Here is a 17390-nt window from a genome sequence, read left to right as displayed (position 1 = left end):
CAAAGAAGGAATGCATGGAATAGTTTTGTCCCAATAACAAAAACTAACAGAAATAAAACGATAATATATAAAGGAGATTAAATATGCTGAAAAAGATAGGAAGAATTTTCCGAGTATTCCTCTTTTTATTTATCGGTGGATGTTTAGTTCTGTTTGTTTGGGGTGAAATTGACAGAAGGATAGCCGAAAAAAATGGGGTATTTAGCCAGAATTCTAGCCAATATCCTATGCGCCAAAGTGATATTGCTATGTATACAGATGGGAAACAGTTAAACAATCAACTATTCTCAGATATAGAGAAAGCAAAGCATTACGTGCATATTAACTTTTTTTCTATTGCTGATGATAAAGTAAGCCATCAGTTTCTAGAGTTATTGCGGAAAAAAAGTCAAGAAGGTGTAGAAGTATACTATGCTTTGGACAGGTTAGGTGGAATTTTACTAAAGAAAAAGGAAAGAGAATTATTAGTTAAAAAAGGAGTTCATTTTACATATTACAATAAACCTGCTTTCCCTTATCTTTTTTCTTCTTTGGATCATCGGAATCATCGTCGTATTTCAGTTATTGATGGAAAGGTTGGTTACATTGGTGGATTCAACATCGGGAATAAGTATTTGGGGGGGAAGGAAAAACTTGGTTATTGGAGAGATTATCATCTTCAAATACGAGGAGAAGGAGTTCAAGATTTAGAACGCCAATTTGTATTAGATTGGAAGAGAAACTCAGAGAAACCGATTCCGATACACATTGCGATAAAGGAAAAGGGAGCAACCTCGCAACGATTTACTGCATATTATAGTGGAAAAAAACTTGGGCAAGATTATAAAATGCTGTTTGAACAAGCAAAGGAATCCATTATTATATTAACACCTTATTTTATACCAAAAGACAAAACTATTTGGAACGCATTAGTAGATGCAAGAAAGAGGGGAGTCCGTGTCAAAATTCTATTCTCACCTCATTCGGATGCACTATTAGTTAAAGAAGCAGCATATCCATATATCCGAAAAGCATTAAAACAGGGGATGGAAGTATATGGTTATAAAAAAGGGGTGTTACACGGTAAAGTATTTTTGATTGATGAAAAAGTATTGATGGTTGGGACCGTGAATTTTGATTCACGCTCGTTTCATTTAAATGAAGAAATGAACTGTTATATTCATGACCCTATCTATATTTCGAGAATAAAACCAGTGATTAATGCAGACTTACAAAATTCAAAGCAAGTAACATCCTCTGACGTCAATCAATTATCTATAAAAGAAAAAATAAAAGAAAGGGTTGCAAAAATGTTTGAGTATTATTTGTAAAGACAATGTATTTTTATATTTGGGTAACAGGGGTTATATGTTTAGTGATTTTACGTATTCTCCATGGAATCAGCTGGGCAGTTGCTACAAGTTCGATAGAAAAGGTTGTGATTGATGTATTCCACGATCTCGTCGTGGAGAAGCAATGGTATGGCATGGTTTTAGGACCAGTATTAGGTCTTTGGTTAATAAAATCATTTTCATTCCATTATCTATTTCTTCTATGTACAGGATTAGCACTTGTTGCATTCATACTTGAACTTGGTACAAAAATAACATCAATTCAACATGCATCAAAAAAACGCTAAGCAAAAAATACAATAAGCTGCCCATATGGACAGCTTATTTACATAATTTTCGTTACAGGTAGTTCATTATTTATAAGTTAAACTCATTTATTTTTTGCTCTCTTTACTTGACGTTGTTATAGAAGAAAAAGTATAAATTATAAGAGCTAACCAAATAAAGGTAAAAGCTATAAAATGAGCTTTTGTTAACGTTTCGTTATAAAGAAAAACACCGGCTATTAGTGACAGAGTTGGTGAAATATATTGGAGAATACCAAGCATAGATAATGAAACTTTTTTAGCACTCTTTGTAAATAATAAAAGTGGTAGAGCTGTTACTACGCCACTCCCTATTAATAATAAACTGGTTGAAACAGAATTGAAAAATTGTATTTGAGATTGAAACATCAAATAAGCCAAATATACTAACGCAATAGGCGAAATTACCATCGTTTCAAGTGTTAATCCAATGACTGAATCTGTTTTAATCATTTTTTTGGCTAAACCATAGAATCCAAAGGTAAGCGCCAAACTAAGAGAAATCCAAGGAATCACACCATAATGGAACGTTAGTGTTAATACACCAATGCCTGCTAATATAAACGCAAGAATTTGAGAACCACTTAACTTTTCTTTTAATGCAATTACACCGATTAACATACTTGTTAAAGGATTAATGTATTGACCAAGACTTGCTTCTAATATTTTCCCATTGAGCACTGCCCACATAAAGATGCCCCAGTTTGAACTAATCAGTACTGAAGCAATAAAAAGTGACCAAACTAATTTTGGATTTTTAACAATTTCTTTCATGAATTCAACATATGTAGACCATTTCTTCATGAAAAATAAAAGTACAAGCATAAAAATAAAGGACCAAAAAACTCGTTGTGCTAGAATTTCTCCTGAAGATACGTGTTGAATAAGCTTCCAGTAAATTGGAGTAATACCCCACATAATATAAGAAAGTACTGCAAACACAATGCCATCTTTTTCATTATTTAATTTCATTCTGAGCCTTCTTCCTAAATATTTAAGTGTTAAATTAGCTGGTTTGTTTTAAATAGCTATTAGTAGTAGGGGAGTAGGGAAAGTACTGGTGTAATCCATTTTATTACAAATCATGATTTTAAATCAATATATTATCGTTCTTTTTTGATCGGAAAAGGAACGTCGAGTTTTTTTATATCGTCCGAATGAGATAGCCTATTTTCAATAAAATTCATATTTTCTGCGAGTGATGGAAACATAGGCTTTATTTTAGTTGTTGACTGCTTTGAGTTTTGATGAGTCTGTTTTATAATTTTTACCCCATATCAAATAAAGTTAGGCTGTTACCTTTTGTCTTTTATAGAGACATTATGTTAATCATTTCATCATATATAGCTTTTGGATTCTTATTTTATTTGTAACTAAACGATTTTTGGCTGAATTTATAGACATTGAACAAAATTTAATGTCCTTTATCTATTTGCAATCTAAATATAGAGATCTAAAATATTCACATTTAATTCAACAGAAAAGATAATGTCTTTTTTGCTTTATAAATAGTGCAAAATCTTAGTTTAATATTGGTGGGATGTTTTTAAATAAATTTTTCGGTACCTTGCAATGAACAGTAGCATATGGTAAGTTATTACATAATATGTATCAAATAATGTTCAGTACTGTTTAATGAATAGTACTGAACATTCAAGAAAGGAGTGAGGATTTATTAAATATACAAATATAAAAAGGATATTTTGGAACAGTTTGTCCTTGTGTGGGTGTATGAGTCGGAATTTTCAGTCTATTGAATTTTAAGGAAGACTTCAACTTAAATCAAAATGAAAAAATAGTAACAAGAGTGTTCTAAGGAAAAGAAGTAATTTCTAGGTTTAAAATACATGTGAAAAGAGTAGGATTACCGTTTGTTAAGACAGAGTGATGCTTGTAAAAATAATCATTATGAAGATGATTACGAATTTGATGTTACCCTTTTAACATTGGTGGAGATAATAGAGCTAAGTAGTTAATACGAACAAGCAAGCAACTACACTTACAATACGAATAGAGGAGAGGAATGCCTTTTGAAAATACGTAGTCAAATTACATGTGCAAGTCTGGCCCTTTTAATAGCTGGAAGCTCTCTATTATACACAACACCAACTTCAATTGTAAAAGCAGAGCCCACTCAAAATATAGTTGGTTCATTACAAACAAGTACTCAACGAAATCGTACCTTTGTCAAACAAGCAATGCAAGATACATTGCAACTTGGATACCCAGGAATACTCGCTAAAACTTCTCAGGGTAGAAAAACGTGGGGGTATGCCGCTGGTGTAGCGGATTTAAGAACTAAGAAACCAATGAAAACGGATTTTCGTTTTCGCATTGGAAGCGTGACGAAGACGTTCACGGCAACAGTTATCCTTCAATTGGCCGGAGAAAATCGATTAAACCTAGATGATTCAATTGAAAATTGGTTACCGGATGTTATACAAGGAAATGGATATGATGCTAAACAGATTACTATCCGTCAAATGTTGAACCATACAAGTGGTATCGCTGAGTACTCAAGATCAAAAGAAGCTGATTTTACGAATACCAAAAGATTGTATACCGCTGAGGAGCTAGTGAAGATTGGAATCTCAGCACCTCCAGATTTTGCTCCAGGAAAGGGCTGGTCTTATTCAAATACAGGATACGTATTACTGGGTATGCTTATTGAAAAAGTAACTGGAAATAACTATGCAGAAGAGATTGAAAATCGAATTATTGAACCACTTGAATTGTCAAATACATTCTTACCTGGAAATTCAAGTATCATTCCAGGCAACAAGCACGCCCGTGGCTATGTCCAACAAGAAGAGGGAAGCGAGCTAAAAGACGTTACTTATTTTAATCCAAGTATAGCTAGCTCAGCTGGTGATATGATTTCTACTGCAGACGACTTAAATAAATTTTTTTCTTATTTGCTTGGTGGCAAATTACTGAAAGAAAAGCAACTAAATCAAATGTTTACTACAGTTCCCGCAGGAAGGGGAGGAATCAATGGATATGGTCTAGGAATTTTTGAAATTAAACTTCCTAACGGTGTCCCGATATGGGGACATACAGGTGGCATTCCAGGGTTTGATACTTTTGTTGGAGGGACACATGGAGGTAGGCATATGTTGGCCGTCAATTTGAACAGTATGGGTAGAACTGAGAGTCCTGGTCTTTTTAAAAGTATTTTACTTGCTGAATTTAGCAAGTAGATAGAAAGATAAAATGGTAATTTATGAGATGTTTGTAGTTGAACAAATAAGGAATGAAATCAATCATTTATCTAAGGAGGTAGTTCTCTTATGGAAAATAAACAATTTGGGATGTTAGCCGCTACCTTGGCTCTAACGATGACCCTACCAACAGGAGCGATAGCGTTTTCTAGCAGTAAGGATCCGATTGTAGCTAGCCAAGAAGTTGCTAGTAAAGAATTAGAAAAGATTGCTGCAGAGAACGCTGCACTGCTTACGAAGTCCTATGAGACGACTAGCGTGCAGTATGCGGTAATTGATAATGGTAAACTGATTTTGTCGGGTCAGACAGGAAAGAACGATATAGAAGGGAAACAACCATTAACCAAAGATACTCTATACGGGATTGGTTCAACTAGTAAAGTATATACAGCTGCGGCTGTTATGAAACTAGTAGACGAAGGAAAAGTTGATTTGGATGCTCCTGTTGCCCGCTATATTCCTGAGTTCAAAATGAAAGATAATCGATACAAGCGCATTACACCACGTATGCTATTGAATCACTCTTCGGGTTTGCAAGGTATGACGTTCAATAATGCATTTTTATTTAAAGATAATGATACTTATGCCCATGATATGTTGTTGCGGCAACTATCCAGTCAAAGCTTGAAGGCGGACCCTGGCGCATTCTCGGTATATTGTAACGACGGCTTTACACTGGCTGAGATTTTGGTAGAAAAAGTAAGTAGGATGAGTTTGACTGAATTTCTACATCAAAAGTTTACAAAGCCATTAAAACTAGAGCATACGCAAACACCTCAGGACAAATGGAGGGACGAAAAGCGGGCTGGACTTTATTCTCCGAAGTACCAAGGACAGCTTCCCATTGAAATGGTGAATGTGATTGGTACGGGAGGAATCTCTTCTACTGCAGAAGATGTGGTGCGATTCTCGCAATTATTTATGGGACAGGGAAAAGAAATCCTTTCTAATAAAGCAATCAAGGAGATGGAACAAGAGGAATATAAAAAAGGAATGTGGCCAGAGGATGGAGATAATGTGTTCAACTATGGCCTTGGCTGGGATAGTGTGAAACTATACCCATTTGATAGATATGGGATAAAAGCTTTGTCTAAGGGTGGCGACACGGTCCTGCAACATGCGTCATTGGTCGTGCTTCCAGAACAGAAGCTGGCAGCAGCTGTATTGTCCTCCGGCGGCTCCAGCATGACTAATCAACTGTTGGCAAACAAATTACTGCTAGCCAGGCTTAAAGAGAAAGGGACAATTAAGGATATAAAACCAGATAAATCTTTCGGCAAGCCAATCAAGGCTAAAGTGCCTCAAGACGTGGTAAAAAAAGCAGGATTTTATGGAAATAGCTACAGCCATTTCAAAATAGAAATTACGAAGAAGGGAGAACTGTTTTTACCAACTAAACCAGAAGAAAAATATGTATATACGGCGGATGGAAGCTTTATAAATGAAAAGGGTACTTCCAAGCTTAACTTCGTCACTGAGAAGAATGGAAAAGTTTATTTAAGAGAGAGCACATATGAATTATCACCGGGATTGGGGCAAAATGTGCTGACTCACTATTTAGCTCAGAAATTAGAAAACAATGTGTTACCGAAGAAAACAGCTGCTGCATGGGCGAAGCGCGAGGGCGGCAAATTCTACCTCGTTAACGAAAAATTTAATTCTATGAACTATCTAGGACAACTAATACCTCTTAACACACAAATTACGCTCAAAGATGGATATTGGGACGGCAAAAAAATTACAGGTCCCAATACGGCGACGCATCAAATTCAGATTCCCGTGATGAATGGGCGTGATACGAAGGAAGCACATTTCTATAAAGAGGACGGTAATGAATACATGAAGATGGCCAGTTTTTTATACGTCAGTGAATCCAACGTGAAATCGCTTGATGCAGGTCAATTATCAAAGGTTACACTGCAAGCAAATGGGCATGCGAAATGGTTTACGATCCCGCAAGAGGCAGCAGGGAAAACAATGACGGTGGATTTGCCATCAGGGAGTTCATTCTCGGTGTATGATGAGAATGAAGTATGCATCAATTTTACCGTTGTGAGCGGCAATAACATAGTGAAACTACCGGAGAAGGGAACGGTTGTATTTGCTGGCGCACCGAACTCAGAATTTACTATCACATTGAACTAGATACAATTCAGGATAGACTTCAATAAAACAATACGACATGGAAACGATGTTTTATTTGTATTTTAAGCATTTCCTTTACAAAGAGAAATTCCACGAATGATATTACTCTTAAATTCTTAGCTTAATATTAATGGGTATTTCTTTTTGTTCGTAAATTTAAAATGTTTAATATGAGGGATTGTGTTTCCGAACGACGCTCTAGCGCTCTAACCAAAAAGGCTTGGGGAAAGAAAAATAAAATTTTATAGATTAATATTCCAATTGTATTCTATATATTTACATTTAAGTAATTAATTTGTATTATTTGTTTGTTAAAAATATAATTAAAGGAGTAGTTAAAATGAAAAAAAGAATTCTTATTCCTGTAATGAGTATAGTTTTTCTAGCCTTTGGTGCATTTTATAGTCCTGATCAGAATACAGTTTCTGCCCAAATTAACACTGAAAAATTATCCGTTAATGAAAGTGAGTTTTGGCTTAGTAATGGAAATCCAATAAAATATTCCCCATATTACAACACTATTATTGGGAGTGCTGATTTAAGCTCATCTAACGAAGGAAAAAGAAGCTATGTAGTATTTGAGTTTTATAATTTACGAGGTGATTTATCACATGTAGCAAGTGCCAATATTCTTCATCACTCGAATCTTCAAAAATTCTCAGTTCCTATAAAATATTTAGAAGAAGGTAGTTATTCCGTAAAGGTCAAGGTTATAAACGCAAAGGTAAATCCAAAAACCATTAAATTTGTTCATAAATAGTAAGGTGTTAATGCAATTCAATAATTAGTACAATATGATGGTTTAAATAGCATAGAGACACCTTTGGGTGTCTCTATGTATACAAAAGCCCTACTATCCTATGAGAATGGTAGGACCTTTCTATACTATTTATTATCCAATCCATCATTTTTTTATAAACATATTGAGTTTCTCAAAAATACACCAGTATTCCATTCGTCACTATAATGAGCATACTTGTATTTGTTGGGGCACTTATTTTCGATTAATTAGAAATTATTAATCTTAAAAGGAGAATTAATAAATATGAGCACGAAGAAAAAAATAGGGAAGAAGTTATTACTTGTTAGTGCACTTTGTGCAACAACAATTCCTTCAGTTTCCTATGCGGAGGAAGGAATTTCACCTAAAAATTTCGAGGGTACTCCAAGCATGTTTGAGGGGCAGAATAAGGATGTATTGAAATCAAATCTATATCCCAATACATATAAAAATCCGTTCAGCCACCAATTTAAATCGACATTAAAGGAAACAAACACAAATATAAGAAAAATAGACAATATTGACGATAAAAATCCATTTATACCTAATGCTCTTTCATTTATCCGTTATATGCATAATGAAGATTATAAATCTGCATTTGATTTAACTTCTCGGTCATTACAGAAAGTAATATCCGAAAAATGGCTGAAGAACTATTGGAAAGAAATCCCTACGCAATTACAAGCGGGTTCTTTTATAGAAATCGGGAAGGTTTCACAAAAAGAGATAAATTCCGTCCATACAAATGTAGAGATTCAATTAGTTTTTGAACAAATTACTGTACCTTTACTAATGAAACTGGATCCATCTGGTAAAATAGATGATTTTCAACTCAGTATGCCGTTTAGTCCTGTTGTAAATCGGCCATCGTATAGTAAGCCTGAATCATTTGTTGATAAAGAAGTAGTAGTTGGAAGTGGTGCATTTCCATTACCAGGAACATTGTCTGTTCCAAAAGGAAAGGGTCCTTTCCCAGCGGTTATTCTTGTTCACGGAGGTGGAGCAGCCGATCAGGATTCAACTGCGTATGCTTTAAAACCATTTCGTGATTTAGCTGAAGGTCTTGCCTCGAAAGGAATTGCTGTCCTTCGCTATAATAAACGAACCTATGAACATGGATTGAAAACAGAACTTAGTCCTTTTTATACAGTTGATAAAGAGACAACAGATGATGCTCTTCTTGTGACTCATTTTCTTCAAAATGAACCTATGATAGATAAAAAACAAATTTATATTCTTGGTCATAGTCAAGGTGGGATGGTGATTCCAAGGATAATTGAAAAAGATCAAAATCAAAATATTGCGGGGGCAATTGTGATGGGAGGAGCGGCCCGTACAATTCAAGATGCTGCTTTAGACCAATTGAAGTATCGTTTGTCTATTGGAGCAATAAACCTAGAAGAATATCAATTTTACAAATCGCAATTTGAATTATTAAACAACCCTAATTTCTCTAGTCAGAATCCTCCAAAAGATTTTTATTTAGGATCACCAGTATTTTGGGATTCTATTCGCAAAATTAAAGCAGCAGAAATGTCAAAAAAACAACAGACACCGTTATTGATTATGCAAGGAGAAAGAGACTATCAAGTTCAATCCAAAATCGAAATTCCTCTTTGGAAAGAACAATTAAAAGAGCGAGATAACATTGATTATCGACTATATCCAAAATTAAATCACTTCTTTACAGAAGGAGATGGGGAATTAAGTAAACCGGATGAATATTATAGTCCTGCTAATATTCCTGAGTATGTTATAAATGATATTGCTAATTGGGTGCAAGGAAGATCGAAATAAAATTAGCAACCATATTTTTTAGTAGCTATTTTCAGTTCTTAAGATAGACTCATTTTTAATAAGATAAATATAATTATATCGTGATGTAAATAACTATAACGAACGGATTAAAGTTTCTTATTCAAATACTTTAGATACTCATATCTGGGGACATCATCCATGCTTATCGATTTAATATTTGGAAGTATATACAAATACCCTAAACAAAAAATGTTTAGGGTATTTGCTTTTCTTAGGTTGCTGGCGATGTGGCGGTACCTCTGGTTTTAAGTTAAAAAAATCCCTGGAAATAAACCTTTTATAAATAGGATTATTTTATTTCGAGGGGCTCCTTATAAATCTTAGCTATATATTTTACGAAATCAATGACGGGATAGTGTATGAGTGAACGGTGCTGCGTAAAACGGATCCCTTCTTTTTCCATTTTCGAAATGAGTTGTTCAATTTCCAACTCTTTTTGTTGTATCCTATTATAATTTTGATATACAATGTTTTTCCATTGATAGGAAGAACCGTGAAAAAAATTCTCTCCTTTTACCCTGTGACTAAATATAATTTCTATTTTTTCTCTACGTTGTTTTTCCTTCATATGCGCTTCTGTTGACTGTATGTTTATCGCCTCTTCCCTTTTTGTTGTATACTGTTTCACAAAATTTGGTCTAACTCATCATAGCCAATGTACATTAAGCTTGTTGGGAATTGTCGTTTAAGGCTATCTCATCAACTGTATTTTTTTCAAGCGCTTAATCTAATATATTGGATTATAATCTTACGTCTAAATAAATTGATAGTGTACATAAAACACTATCAATCTTTATTATAAAACGATTCTTTATAGGCATGCACTTTTTTACACTCACCAAAATTTACAACATGACGAGTATCTTTATCCATGAATGTTATTCTGTATTTACTGAGGTTAGTTTTTTATTTTGACTAACTGACATATTGTATGCCTCATTATCTATTTTATAAAAAAGAAAATAGCTATAACGTTCCCTCTTTTGATAAAAAAATTTTATGAAAATATAGCGCTCTTAAAGAGTTTTGTTACAAGTTTGTTATGTTTGATTTAAAAAAAGGAAAGTAATATTTATTTGTAGAAAATTTTTAAGGATAAAAATAAGCTGAATATTCATGATAAGAAAAGGGGGCACTTATATGCTAACAAATGATTTAGATTTCCGATTAGAACCACGTTTAAAAGAACTGTATGAACAACATAAAATAAGAGCGCAGAAGATAGACTGGGGTTATCATGAGTTTTTACCATGGGATAAGGGAATGGACTTTAAAAGAGTTCCTTGGGATGAAAGTCAAGTTACTCTCCCTTCTGGTGTAATTACGGCCATTGAAACAGCTTTATTAACAGAAGTGAATTTACCATGGTTTACAACGTATTTATCTGCGACTTTTAAAGGTTCCCTTTCTGTTATTACAGACTTTATTCATACTTGGACCTCAGAAGAGGATCAACATTCGAATTTATTAGAGACATATTTACTACTCACTCGAAGTGTAAACCCTAAACGTATACATGAATTAAGAAAATCAGTCGTTGAGTGTGGATTTGAGCCTGATTTTCATACACCAATCGAAGCCATGACATATACGACGCTACAAGAACTTGCAACAATGGTGTTTTACAATAATGTAGCTAAGGTGGCAAGTAAGCATGATCCAGATCTTGCTACATTATTACGCCGTCTTGCAAAAGATGAAACACTTCATTATGCGTTTTATCGAGACGTTATTCGAACACATTTAGAATTGGAACCAAATTATTGCTACTATATTGCCAATGTGATTAGGAATTTTAAAATGCCAGGTGCCGTCATGCCTGATTTTGAAAATAGAATGGCTGTGATTGCAAAAGAAGCAAACTATGGGCCACTACAATATTTTGATCAAGTACTTGATGTAGTGGTTGAGTATTGGGGGTTAAAAGACTTACGACCAATTGCCCCTCTAGCAGAAAAAGCAAGAATTGAGATTTTGGAGTATCATATAAGATTGAAAAAAATACGGGATCGATTTGGCCGTTTTCAAGGAAAAACTGATCTACGTTAATGAGTAGAGATTTCAGAATATACGCGTGGGAATTCCCTTTTCTTTTATTTGAAATCTAGAACGCTCTCTATTATTTTGAGGCTGTTTTCCTTAATTTAACTTCTGAAGAAAAAGTAATTGACACCAAAAATAAACTCATGATATTATTAAATATTTGATAAAAAATAACGTATGTGTTAAGCTTGAGAAGGTTACCACATATGGAGGTGGGTTATATGTTTCAAATTGGCGATAACATTGTTTATCCAATGCACGGAGCAGGTATAATTGAAGCCATAGAAGAAAAAGAATTCTCAGGGGAAAAACAACAGTATTATGTAATAAAAATGTCAATCAGTAAGATGCAAGTCATGATTCCTACGGGTAAAATATTGAATTCGAATATACGGCCAGTTACTGATATACTTGCATTAAAACACATTATACACATTTTTCAGCATGAAGAATCATGTAAATTACTGCCGTGGAAACAAAGGCATAAAGTGAACACGGACAAAATAAAAACGGGTGAAATACAAGAAGGTGCTGAAGTTGTACGTGATTTAATGCGTATGAAGAAAGAAAAAGCACTGAATACAAGCGAAAAAAAATTGTTGGATGATGCATATAAATTTTTGGTCAGTGAGCTAGAATTAATTAAAGGAATCACTGAAAAACAAATAAAAAGTTTCTGTTAAGATTTATTATAAATACTGTATAACATCCCTCGGAAATATCCTGAATTTTCTGGGTATATGTTGATTATTAAAAGGAAAGTATTTCAAAGATATTCAATTTCTTCAACTCACTTTTAGAGTAGATACCTCTTTTGTTATTACTTCAATCTAATCCATTTTTATTTTTAAATTTCTTTTACGAATGTTTGAAGTTTCATCAAATAACTCGATTAAATAGTCACTTGATTTTTACAATCCTGATTCACACTGGCACGGACAAGGAGCCGTAAGGATGAAAGAGAGGTAGGGCTTTCATTGTTTTAGGTAATATACTATCTAAGTCATTATTTCTAGAAGAAAAAACAATCAATCTCACCACTATCTGTAAGAGTGCCTTATATCTACTGAGACGGTGAATAGTAATTGTTTATCTTCTTTACGTAAAATTGATAAACGAACTGGTAACACCATATGGTCAACTACAAAAAATTGGTTTCCAGACCAGGAAACCAATTTAAATTTTATTTACATACCAATAGTAAATTAAGCAGTAAGGAGGAGTACACACATGAAAAAAATGTTAACAAAAGAATTAAGTAATGAATTAAAGAAGCGAGAAGGGATCATCTCTATTACAGTTGAGTCTTATGAAAAAATCGAAGTTGGTGGAATTCGTGTAGATGGACCAGCTATTATTCTAATTAATCAAGAATAGGTAAAAATAGTTGCATACAAGGAGAAAAGGATCGGCCTTTAAGAGAAGGGGGATCCTTTTTGTTTGTTGCAGCCAATATGGGATATAAATAACTTTTATCTGATGTGTTGGGGTTAAAAGGAAGGAGAGGATGGAAATTATCATGGTGGAAAGCTTAATATTGGTAGGATTTCTTTTTACGTTATATAAATTAGTTGATAAAAAAACAAACTAATTATTTAAAACGATAGATTGTTTCTTTTTTTAGGGCGAGATTTATCTGAGAGTGAAATGGATCATCTAAAGGAGGAATTAAAATGGATGCAAGGAAAAAACGCATAAAATACGAGAAGATGTCAAAGAATTATGATCGTATTTATTTAGTTTCGTTTATCCTATTAATTGTACTTGTTTGTAGTAGTGTGATTATCATAGGAGCTACAGGGGGAAAATATGGAGTATTTTTATTGTTAGCAATTTTACTTAACGCACGTATTACGAAAGAATCTCAAAAAAAGTATGAGCACTATTCTAATAAAGGGCGTATTTAAAATGATACATAACCAGAAAGGAACAACCTAGATGTATATTCAAAATATCCCTTTATCATCTCCTATTAACTAGTAAAAGTAACTTTATATAAATAATTTTTTAGCAATGTAGAAATAGAAACCGTACCCTATTAAAATGTTATTTCCGTCCATATAATGAATTATCCTTCTAGCATATTTATAAGATTTATATCATATATTAGTAGAAAGAATGCAAGTTAGAAAGGAGTCTTATAGAATGAGTTATTTGGAGGGAAATGACTTTAGTAAACAAAATATGGTAAGTGTGCCTAATCCCTATGTATATCAGACATTACAATCAGTAATTGGTAAACATGTGGTTATTGAAACTGTAAGAGGAAATATAAGAGGGAAATTAAAGGATGTGAAACCAGATCATTTGCTCATTGAAGATACGGTGCCATATATTGTACGCATTCAACAAATTGTATGGATTATGCCAAAACAATAATCAAATTACATGTAATTTGATTTATAACAGATTAGCGTTATAAATCAAATGAAAACACAGGGTTTTATCTCTGTGTTTCTTCAAATTTTCGTTTTTGAATATATGCTTGAGCATGGATAATTTCTTTCTGAAGTTCTTTTAATTCTTCCGTAGATCCAGATTCAATCCTCATGTACGTAGTAACTAGACTAATCATCATATCCATCTTCTCTACTATATTTTGAATGACCTGTTCAGATTGCTCTTTTTTAGGGTGTTGTATTGCTATTAAAGCATTTTCTATATAATTGTTCTTTCGTTGCTGGATATCATAAATAAACTGTTTTGTGTTTGAGTTCATTTGTTATTCCTCCGTTTTGGATATACTTCTATTCTATCATATTTGAATGGAAAATATGATATTACCCTAAATTCACACCTGTCCAGGTTTTAAGGTATTCATAATGTGTTCTAAATCAACTTTGATGTACTGAGACTGTTTTTTTACTGTTCCATTTCGAAAGTATTCAGGAAACTCATTTTTGATATACGCTATATTATTTAGTTTAAGTCGCGATATCATAGTATTTCTTTTGGTTTTTTATTTGATTCAAATTGATTCCAATTACAAAATTATAATAGCATTTCAATAGTAAGGCTATCTCTGCATTTTATCTTTATACCGTCATGCTATTATCTTGATATAATTATGTTGAATGTAGTAGTGACGGAAATAGTGAAAGATTTCTAATTGGTTAACATATAAAATGAACTATTTCTTCCTTACAATAAAATAAATCGTGGAGAAGATAAAAGATGAAAAGAACAATATTAATTGTAGAAGATGAAGATATTTTACGTGAAATTATGAAAGATTACTTATTAAACGAAGGGTATAACGTCTTAGAGGCGATTGATGGGAAAGAAGCGTTATCTATATTTGAAGAGTATGAGGTGCATTTAATTATTTTAGATATTATGTTACCGGAATTAGATGGTTGGACGGTTTGTCGGCGAATTCGGAAGAAATCTAATGTACCTATTATTATGCTAACGGCTCGGGTGGATGAACATGATACTTTACTTGGATTTGAACTAGGAGCAGATGATTATGTTACAAAGCCATATAGTCCTCCTATTTTATTAGCAAGAGCAAAACGATTAATGGAAAGCCGATATTCTTCCGCTGCTAATGTACCAGCTGAAGACACATTAACGAGTAGTGGTATCCATGTACATTTTCCTTCTCGTACAGTAACTATAGATGGGGAAGACATAAATTTGACGCATACAGAATTTGAAATAGTAACGTATCTCATGCGAAATCAAGGAATTGTAATTTCGAGAGAACAACTAATCAATAAAATTTGGGGTTATGAATTCGCTGGGGATGATCGCACTGTTAATAGTCATATTCGTAATTTGCGTCATAAATTAGGACAAAAAGCAGCTTGTATTGTAACGGTTGTACGAGCTGGTTATAAATTTGAGGGACAAGTATGAAAAAAGGAATTGTATTAAAGTTATTTATGTTAACAACAGCATTATGCACACTTATTTTAGTAACTATTTTTATTGGACAAACTATATTTTTTAAGCAATACTACGCAAATCGAAAAGTTAATGATATTAAAACAAATATTCAATCCTTTGAAAAAGCATATATAAAAGCTGGAGATGATGCGAAAGTAATTCAAGAATTAGAACAAAATTTCTATCAAGAGAATGCGACATGGATTACAACGTTAGATAGTGTAGGTAATATAAAATATGCAAATGATTTTTCTATAGAAATTCAATTAGACCCAAACGAAAATAAGATATTTTCTGAACGTTCCATTCACATACCGTTGTATAGTTTTATCAATTTAGAAGATATACAAAGGATGAAATATAGTTTAGAACAAGGGAGTCATATTATTATCGACGGAGTACAGAAGGGGGATATAGTAGTCCCTGCGATGTTAACAATAAAAGAGAAGAATGTTGGGCTAGAGAACAAGCAACTGTCAGAAAGGTTGTATGGGCCAAAAGCCGTATCTTCAAAAGAAAGTTCACAATTATATTTAGCGGGAAGCATTCAAAACGTGCAATTACCGGAGGGGACTGTAGGAACGAACTTTATATATGGAAATCGAGTGCTTATAGATAGAATAAAACAATTTCAGGTTGATTTATTATTGAATCAAAAATCTAATGATGTTACTTCTACAGAAATAATGGATTACGAAGAAAATGATATTAAATATAAAGTTTTAATCAAGCCAACAAAAGACGCGGGGGGTAAGACAAACTATATATTTGCTATGACATCATTGCAACCAGTTGATGAAGCGGTACAAATGATAAAGGATTATTATGTATATTTAATTATCTTTGTATTGATTTTAATTGTTTTGATATCGTTCTATTACTCAAAAAAAATCGCCAAGCCATTATTACAAATAAATGATACTACAAAAAAAATCGCGGGTTTAGATTTCTCTGAGACGATACCTATTACTACAAAGGATGAAATAGGTGATTTATCACAAAATATTAATACACTTTCTAAAGCTTTGCATTCGTATATTCATCAATTGCAGCAAGATATAGAAAAAGAAAAGCAATTAGAGAATACACGTAAAGAATTTATCGCTGGTGTTTCACATGAGTTAAAAACACCTTTAAGTATTATGAAGAGCTGTATTTCAATTTTAGAGGATGGTGTTGCTAGTAATAAAAAGGAGTATTACTTTAAAGCAATGTCAAAAGAAGTAGATAAAATGGATATGCTCATTATTGATATGCTGGAGTTAGCGAAATTCGAATCTGGTACATATAAAATGGAAATGGATGTTTTCCATATTGATGAAATGATCGATTACATATGTGAGCAATTAACCTCGGATATAACAGCTAAGCAATTACATGTTCATAAACAACTTTCTAAAATTGAAGTTGTTGCAAACCAGCATCGCATAGAACAAGTTATAACGAACTTTATTACAAATGCGATTCGTTACACACCAGAACAGGAGAATATTATTATTTCTACAATAGAAGAGAATGAACGTGTAAAAGTATGTGTAGAAAATAAAGGGGCTCATATCGCGCCAGAACATTTAGAGAAAATATGGGATCGTTTCTATCGAGGGGATACGTCTCGTCAACGTTCAAAAGGTGGAACAGGATTGGGACTTGCTATTTCAAAAAATATATTAGAGCTACATGATGCGGAATATGGTGTTTCAAATACAGAAGATGGAGTATTATTTTATTTCTATTTAAATAAAAACGTGTAGAATTTTTTCTACACGTTTTTATTATTTTTAAACAAAATCGACATTATCTGCATTTTATCTTTATCAGCATTCATTACTATTTTCATTAGAAAGAGAATGAAAAG

Annotated in this window: 15 protein-coding genes and 1 pseudogene; 13 read left to right on the top strand and 3 right to left on the bottom strand. The window is 33.1% G+C overall.

Annotated features, from left to right (window positions below; genetic code table 11):
• Positions 1-83 precede the first annotated feature (83 nt).
• Positions 84-1310, top strand: a complete 1227-nt coding sequence (locus tag EBQ15_RS10950) for a phospholipase D-like domain-containing protein (RefSeq protein ID WP_000913731.1) — start codon at positions 84-86, stop codon at positions 1308-1310.
• Positions 1298-1612 (top strand): annotated as a pseudogene (locus EBQ15_RS10945) (MFS transporter); the annotation flags it as partial. The gene EBQ15_RS10950 and the pseudogene EBQ15_RS10945, both read left to right, overlap by 13 nt.
• Before the next feature lie 93 nt (positions 1613-1705).
• Here EBQ15_RS10945 and rarD read toward each other — a convergent pair.
• Positions 1706-2608, bottom strand: coding sequence for an EamA family transporter RarD (gene rarD, locus EBQ15_RS10940; RefSeq protein ID WP_000773902.1), 903 nt, complete (start codon positions 2606-2608; stop codon positions 1706-1708).
• A gap of 1058 nt (positions 2609-3666) precedes the next feature.
• Here rarD and EBQ15_RS10935 point away from each other — a divergent pair.
• From EBQ15_RS10935 to EBQ15_RS10920, 4 genes are all read left to right on the top strand, one after another.
• Positions 3667-4836, top strand: coding sequence for a serine hydrolase domain-containing protein (locus EBQ15_RS10935; protein WP_000702499.1), 1170 nt, complete (start codon positions 3667-3669; stop codon positions 4834-4836).
• Positions 4837-4926: 90 nt separating this feature from the next.
• Positions 4927-7002 carry a serine hydrolase domain-containing protein gene (locus EBQ15_RS10930; RefSeq protein WP_000428635.1) on the top strand — a complete coding sequence of 692 codons (2076 nt, stop codon included), beginning with the start codon at positions 4927-4929 and terminating at the stop codon, positions 7000-7002.
• A gap of 340 nt (positions 7003-7342) precedes the next feature.
• The gene (locus tag EBQ15_RS10925) at positions 7343-7762 is read left to right on the top strand and encodes a hypothetical protein (RefSeq protein ID WP_000746041.1); all 420 of its coding nucleotides are present in this window, start codon (positions 7343-7345) and stop codon (positions 7760-7762) included.
• 285 nt (positions 7763-8047) lie between these two features.
• On the top strand, positions 8048-9580 hold the full coding sequence (locus tag EBQ15_RS10920) for an alpha/beta hydrolase (RefSeq protein WP_000104852.1): 1533 nt from the start codon (positions 8048-8050) through the stop codon (positions 9578-9580).
• Between the two features lie 310 nt (positions 9581-9890).
• On the opposite strand, the gene EBQ15_RS10915 is transcribed toward EBQ15_RS10920, so the two are convergent.
• Complete coding sequence (locus EBQ15_RS10915) at positions 9891-10190, bottom strand: hypothetical protein (protein WP_001191994.1); 300 nt, start codon at positions 10188-10190, stop codon at positions 9891-9893.
• 551 nt (positions 10191-10741) lie between these two features.
• Between EBQ15_RS10915 and EBQ15_RS10910 the strand changes: the two genes are divergently transcribed.
• The 5 genes from EBQ15_RS10910 (at position 10742) to EBQ15_RS10890 (ending at position 14023) form a co-directional block, all read left to right on the top strand.
• Positions 10742-11650: an acyl-ACP desaturase gene (locus EBQ15_RS10910; protein ID WP_000957102.1), complete on the top strand. Its 909-nt coding sequence runs from the start codon at positions 10742-10744 to the stop codon at positions 11648-11650.
• A gap of 215 nt (positions 11651-11865) precedes the next feature.
• Entirely contained in the window at positions 11866-12327 is a 462-nt protein-coding gene (locus EBQ15_RS10905) for a CarD family transcriptional regulator (protein WP_000486292.1), read from the top strand.
• Positions 12328-12874: 547 nt separating this feature from the next.
• The gene (locus EBQ15_RS10900; protein ID WP_000738548.1) at positions 12875-13021 is read left to right on the top strand and encodes a BC1881 family protein; all 147 of its coding nucleotides are present in this window, start codon (positions 12875-12877) and stop codon (positions 13019-13021) included.
• Positions 13022-13317: 296 nt separating this feature from the next.
• Positions 13318-13551, top strand: a complete 234-nt coding sequence (locus EBQ15_RS10895; RefSeq protein WP_000340044.1) for a hypothetical protein — start codon at positions 13318-13320, stop codon at positions 13549-13551.
• Positions 13552-13789: 238 nt separating this feature from the next.
• Complete coding sequence (locus EBQ15_RS10890) at positions 13790-14023, top strand: YuzF family protein (protein ID WP_000120818.1); 234 nt, start codon at positions 13790-13792, stop codon at positions 14021-14023.
• Between the two features lie 64 nt (positions 14024-14087).
• Here the strand turns inward: EBQ15_RS10890 and EBQ15_RS10885 are convergent, their stop codons facing one another.
• Positions 14088-14363 carry a hypothetical protein gene (locus tag EBQ15_RS10885; RefSeq protein WP_001087712.1) on the bottom strand — a complete coding sequence of 92 codons (276 nt, stop codon included), beginning with the start codon at positions 14361-14363 and terminating at the stop codon, positions 14088-14090.
• A 455-nt stretch (positions 14364-14818) separates the two neighbouring features.
• On the opposite strand from EBQ15_RS10885, the gene EBQ15_RS10880 reads away from it, so the two are divergent.
• Both EBQ15_RS10880 and EBQ15_RS10875 read left to right on the top strand, forming a co-directional pair.
• Positions 14819-15505, top strand: coding sequence for a response regulator transcription factor (locus tag EBQ15_RS10880; protein ID WP_000831425.1), 687 nt, complete (start codon positions 14819-14821; stop codon positions 15503-15505).
• Positions 15502-17286 (top strand): sensor histidine kinase, encoded by a 1785-nt coding sequence (locus EBQ15_RS10875; protein ID WP_000715393.1) that lies wholly within the window; start codon positions 15502-15504, stop codon positions 17284-17286. The genes EBQ15_RS10880 and EBQ15_RS10875 overlap by 4 nt, the downstream gene beginning before the upstream one ends.
• Positions 17287-17390 lie beyond the last annotated feature (104 nt).

Origin of the sequence: Bacillus sp. 2D03 (assembly GCF_003946765.1) — a bacterium.
Taxonomy (GTDB): Bacteria; Bacillota; Bacilli; order Bacillales; family Bacillaceae_G; genus Bacillus_A; species Bacillus_A cereus.
Note: the sequence above shows the minus strand (reverse complement) of the source record. Positions and strands in the feature narration are given on the sequence as shown.

Excerpts from the sequence above, each read along its gene's own strand:
- EBQ15_RS10885 (WP_001087712.1), bottom strand. The coding sequence starts at position 14,363 with ATGAACTCAAACACAAAACAGTTTATTTATGATATCCAGCAACGAAAG.
- EBQ15_RS10920 (WP_000104852.1), top strand. The coding sequence starts at position 8,048 with ATGAGCACGAAGAAAAAAATAGGGAAGAAGTTATTACTTGTTAGTGCA.
- EBQ15_RS10875 (WP_000715393.1), top strand. The coding sequence starts at position 15,502 with ATGAAAAAAGGAATTGTATTAAAGTTATTTATGTTAACAACAGCATTA.
- EBQ15_RS10925 (WP_000746041.1), top strand. The coding sequence starts at position 7,343 with ATGAAAAAAAGAATTCTTATTCCTGTAATGAGTATAGTTTTTCTAGCC.
- EBQ15_RS10880 (WP_000831425.1), top strand. The coding sequence starts at position 14,819 with ATGAAAAGAACAATATTAATTGTAGAAGATGAAGATATTTTACGTGAA.
- EBQ15_RS10905 (WP_000486292.1), top strand. The coding sequence starts at position 11,866 with ATGTTTCAAATTGGCGATAACATTGTTTATCCAATGCACGGAGCAGGT.
- EBQ15_RS10930 (WP_000428635.1), top strand. The coding sequence starts at position 4,927 with ATGGAAAATAAACAATTTGGGATGTTAGCCGCTACCTTGGCTCTAACG.
- EBQ15_RS10910 (WP_000957102.1), top strand. The coding sequence starts at position 10,742 with ATGCTAACAAATGATTTAGATTTCCGATTAGAACCACGTTTAAAAGAA.
- EBQ15_RS10900 (WP_000738548.1), top strand. The coding sequence starts at position 12,875 with ATGAAAAAAATGTTAACAAAAGAATTAAGTAATGAATTAAAGAAGCGA.
- EBQ15_RS10950 (WP_000913731.1), top strand. The coding sequence starts at position 84 with ATGCTGAAAAAGATAGGAAGAATTTTCCGAGTATTCCTCTTTTTATTT.
- rarD (WP_000773902.1), bottom strand. The coding sequence starts at position 2,608 with ATGAAATTAAATAATGAAAAAGATGGCATTGTGTTTGCAGTACTTTCT.
- EBQ15_RS10895 (WP_000340044.1), top strand. The coding sequence starts at position 13,318 with ATGGATGCAAGGAAAAAACGCATAAAATACGAGAAGATGTCAAAGAAT.
- EBQ15_RS10890 (WP_000120818.1), top strand. The coding sequence starts at position 13,790 with ATGAGTTATTTGGAGGGAAATGACTTTAGTAAACAAAATATGGTAAGT.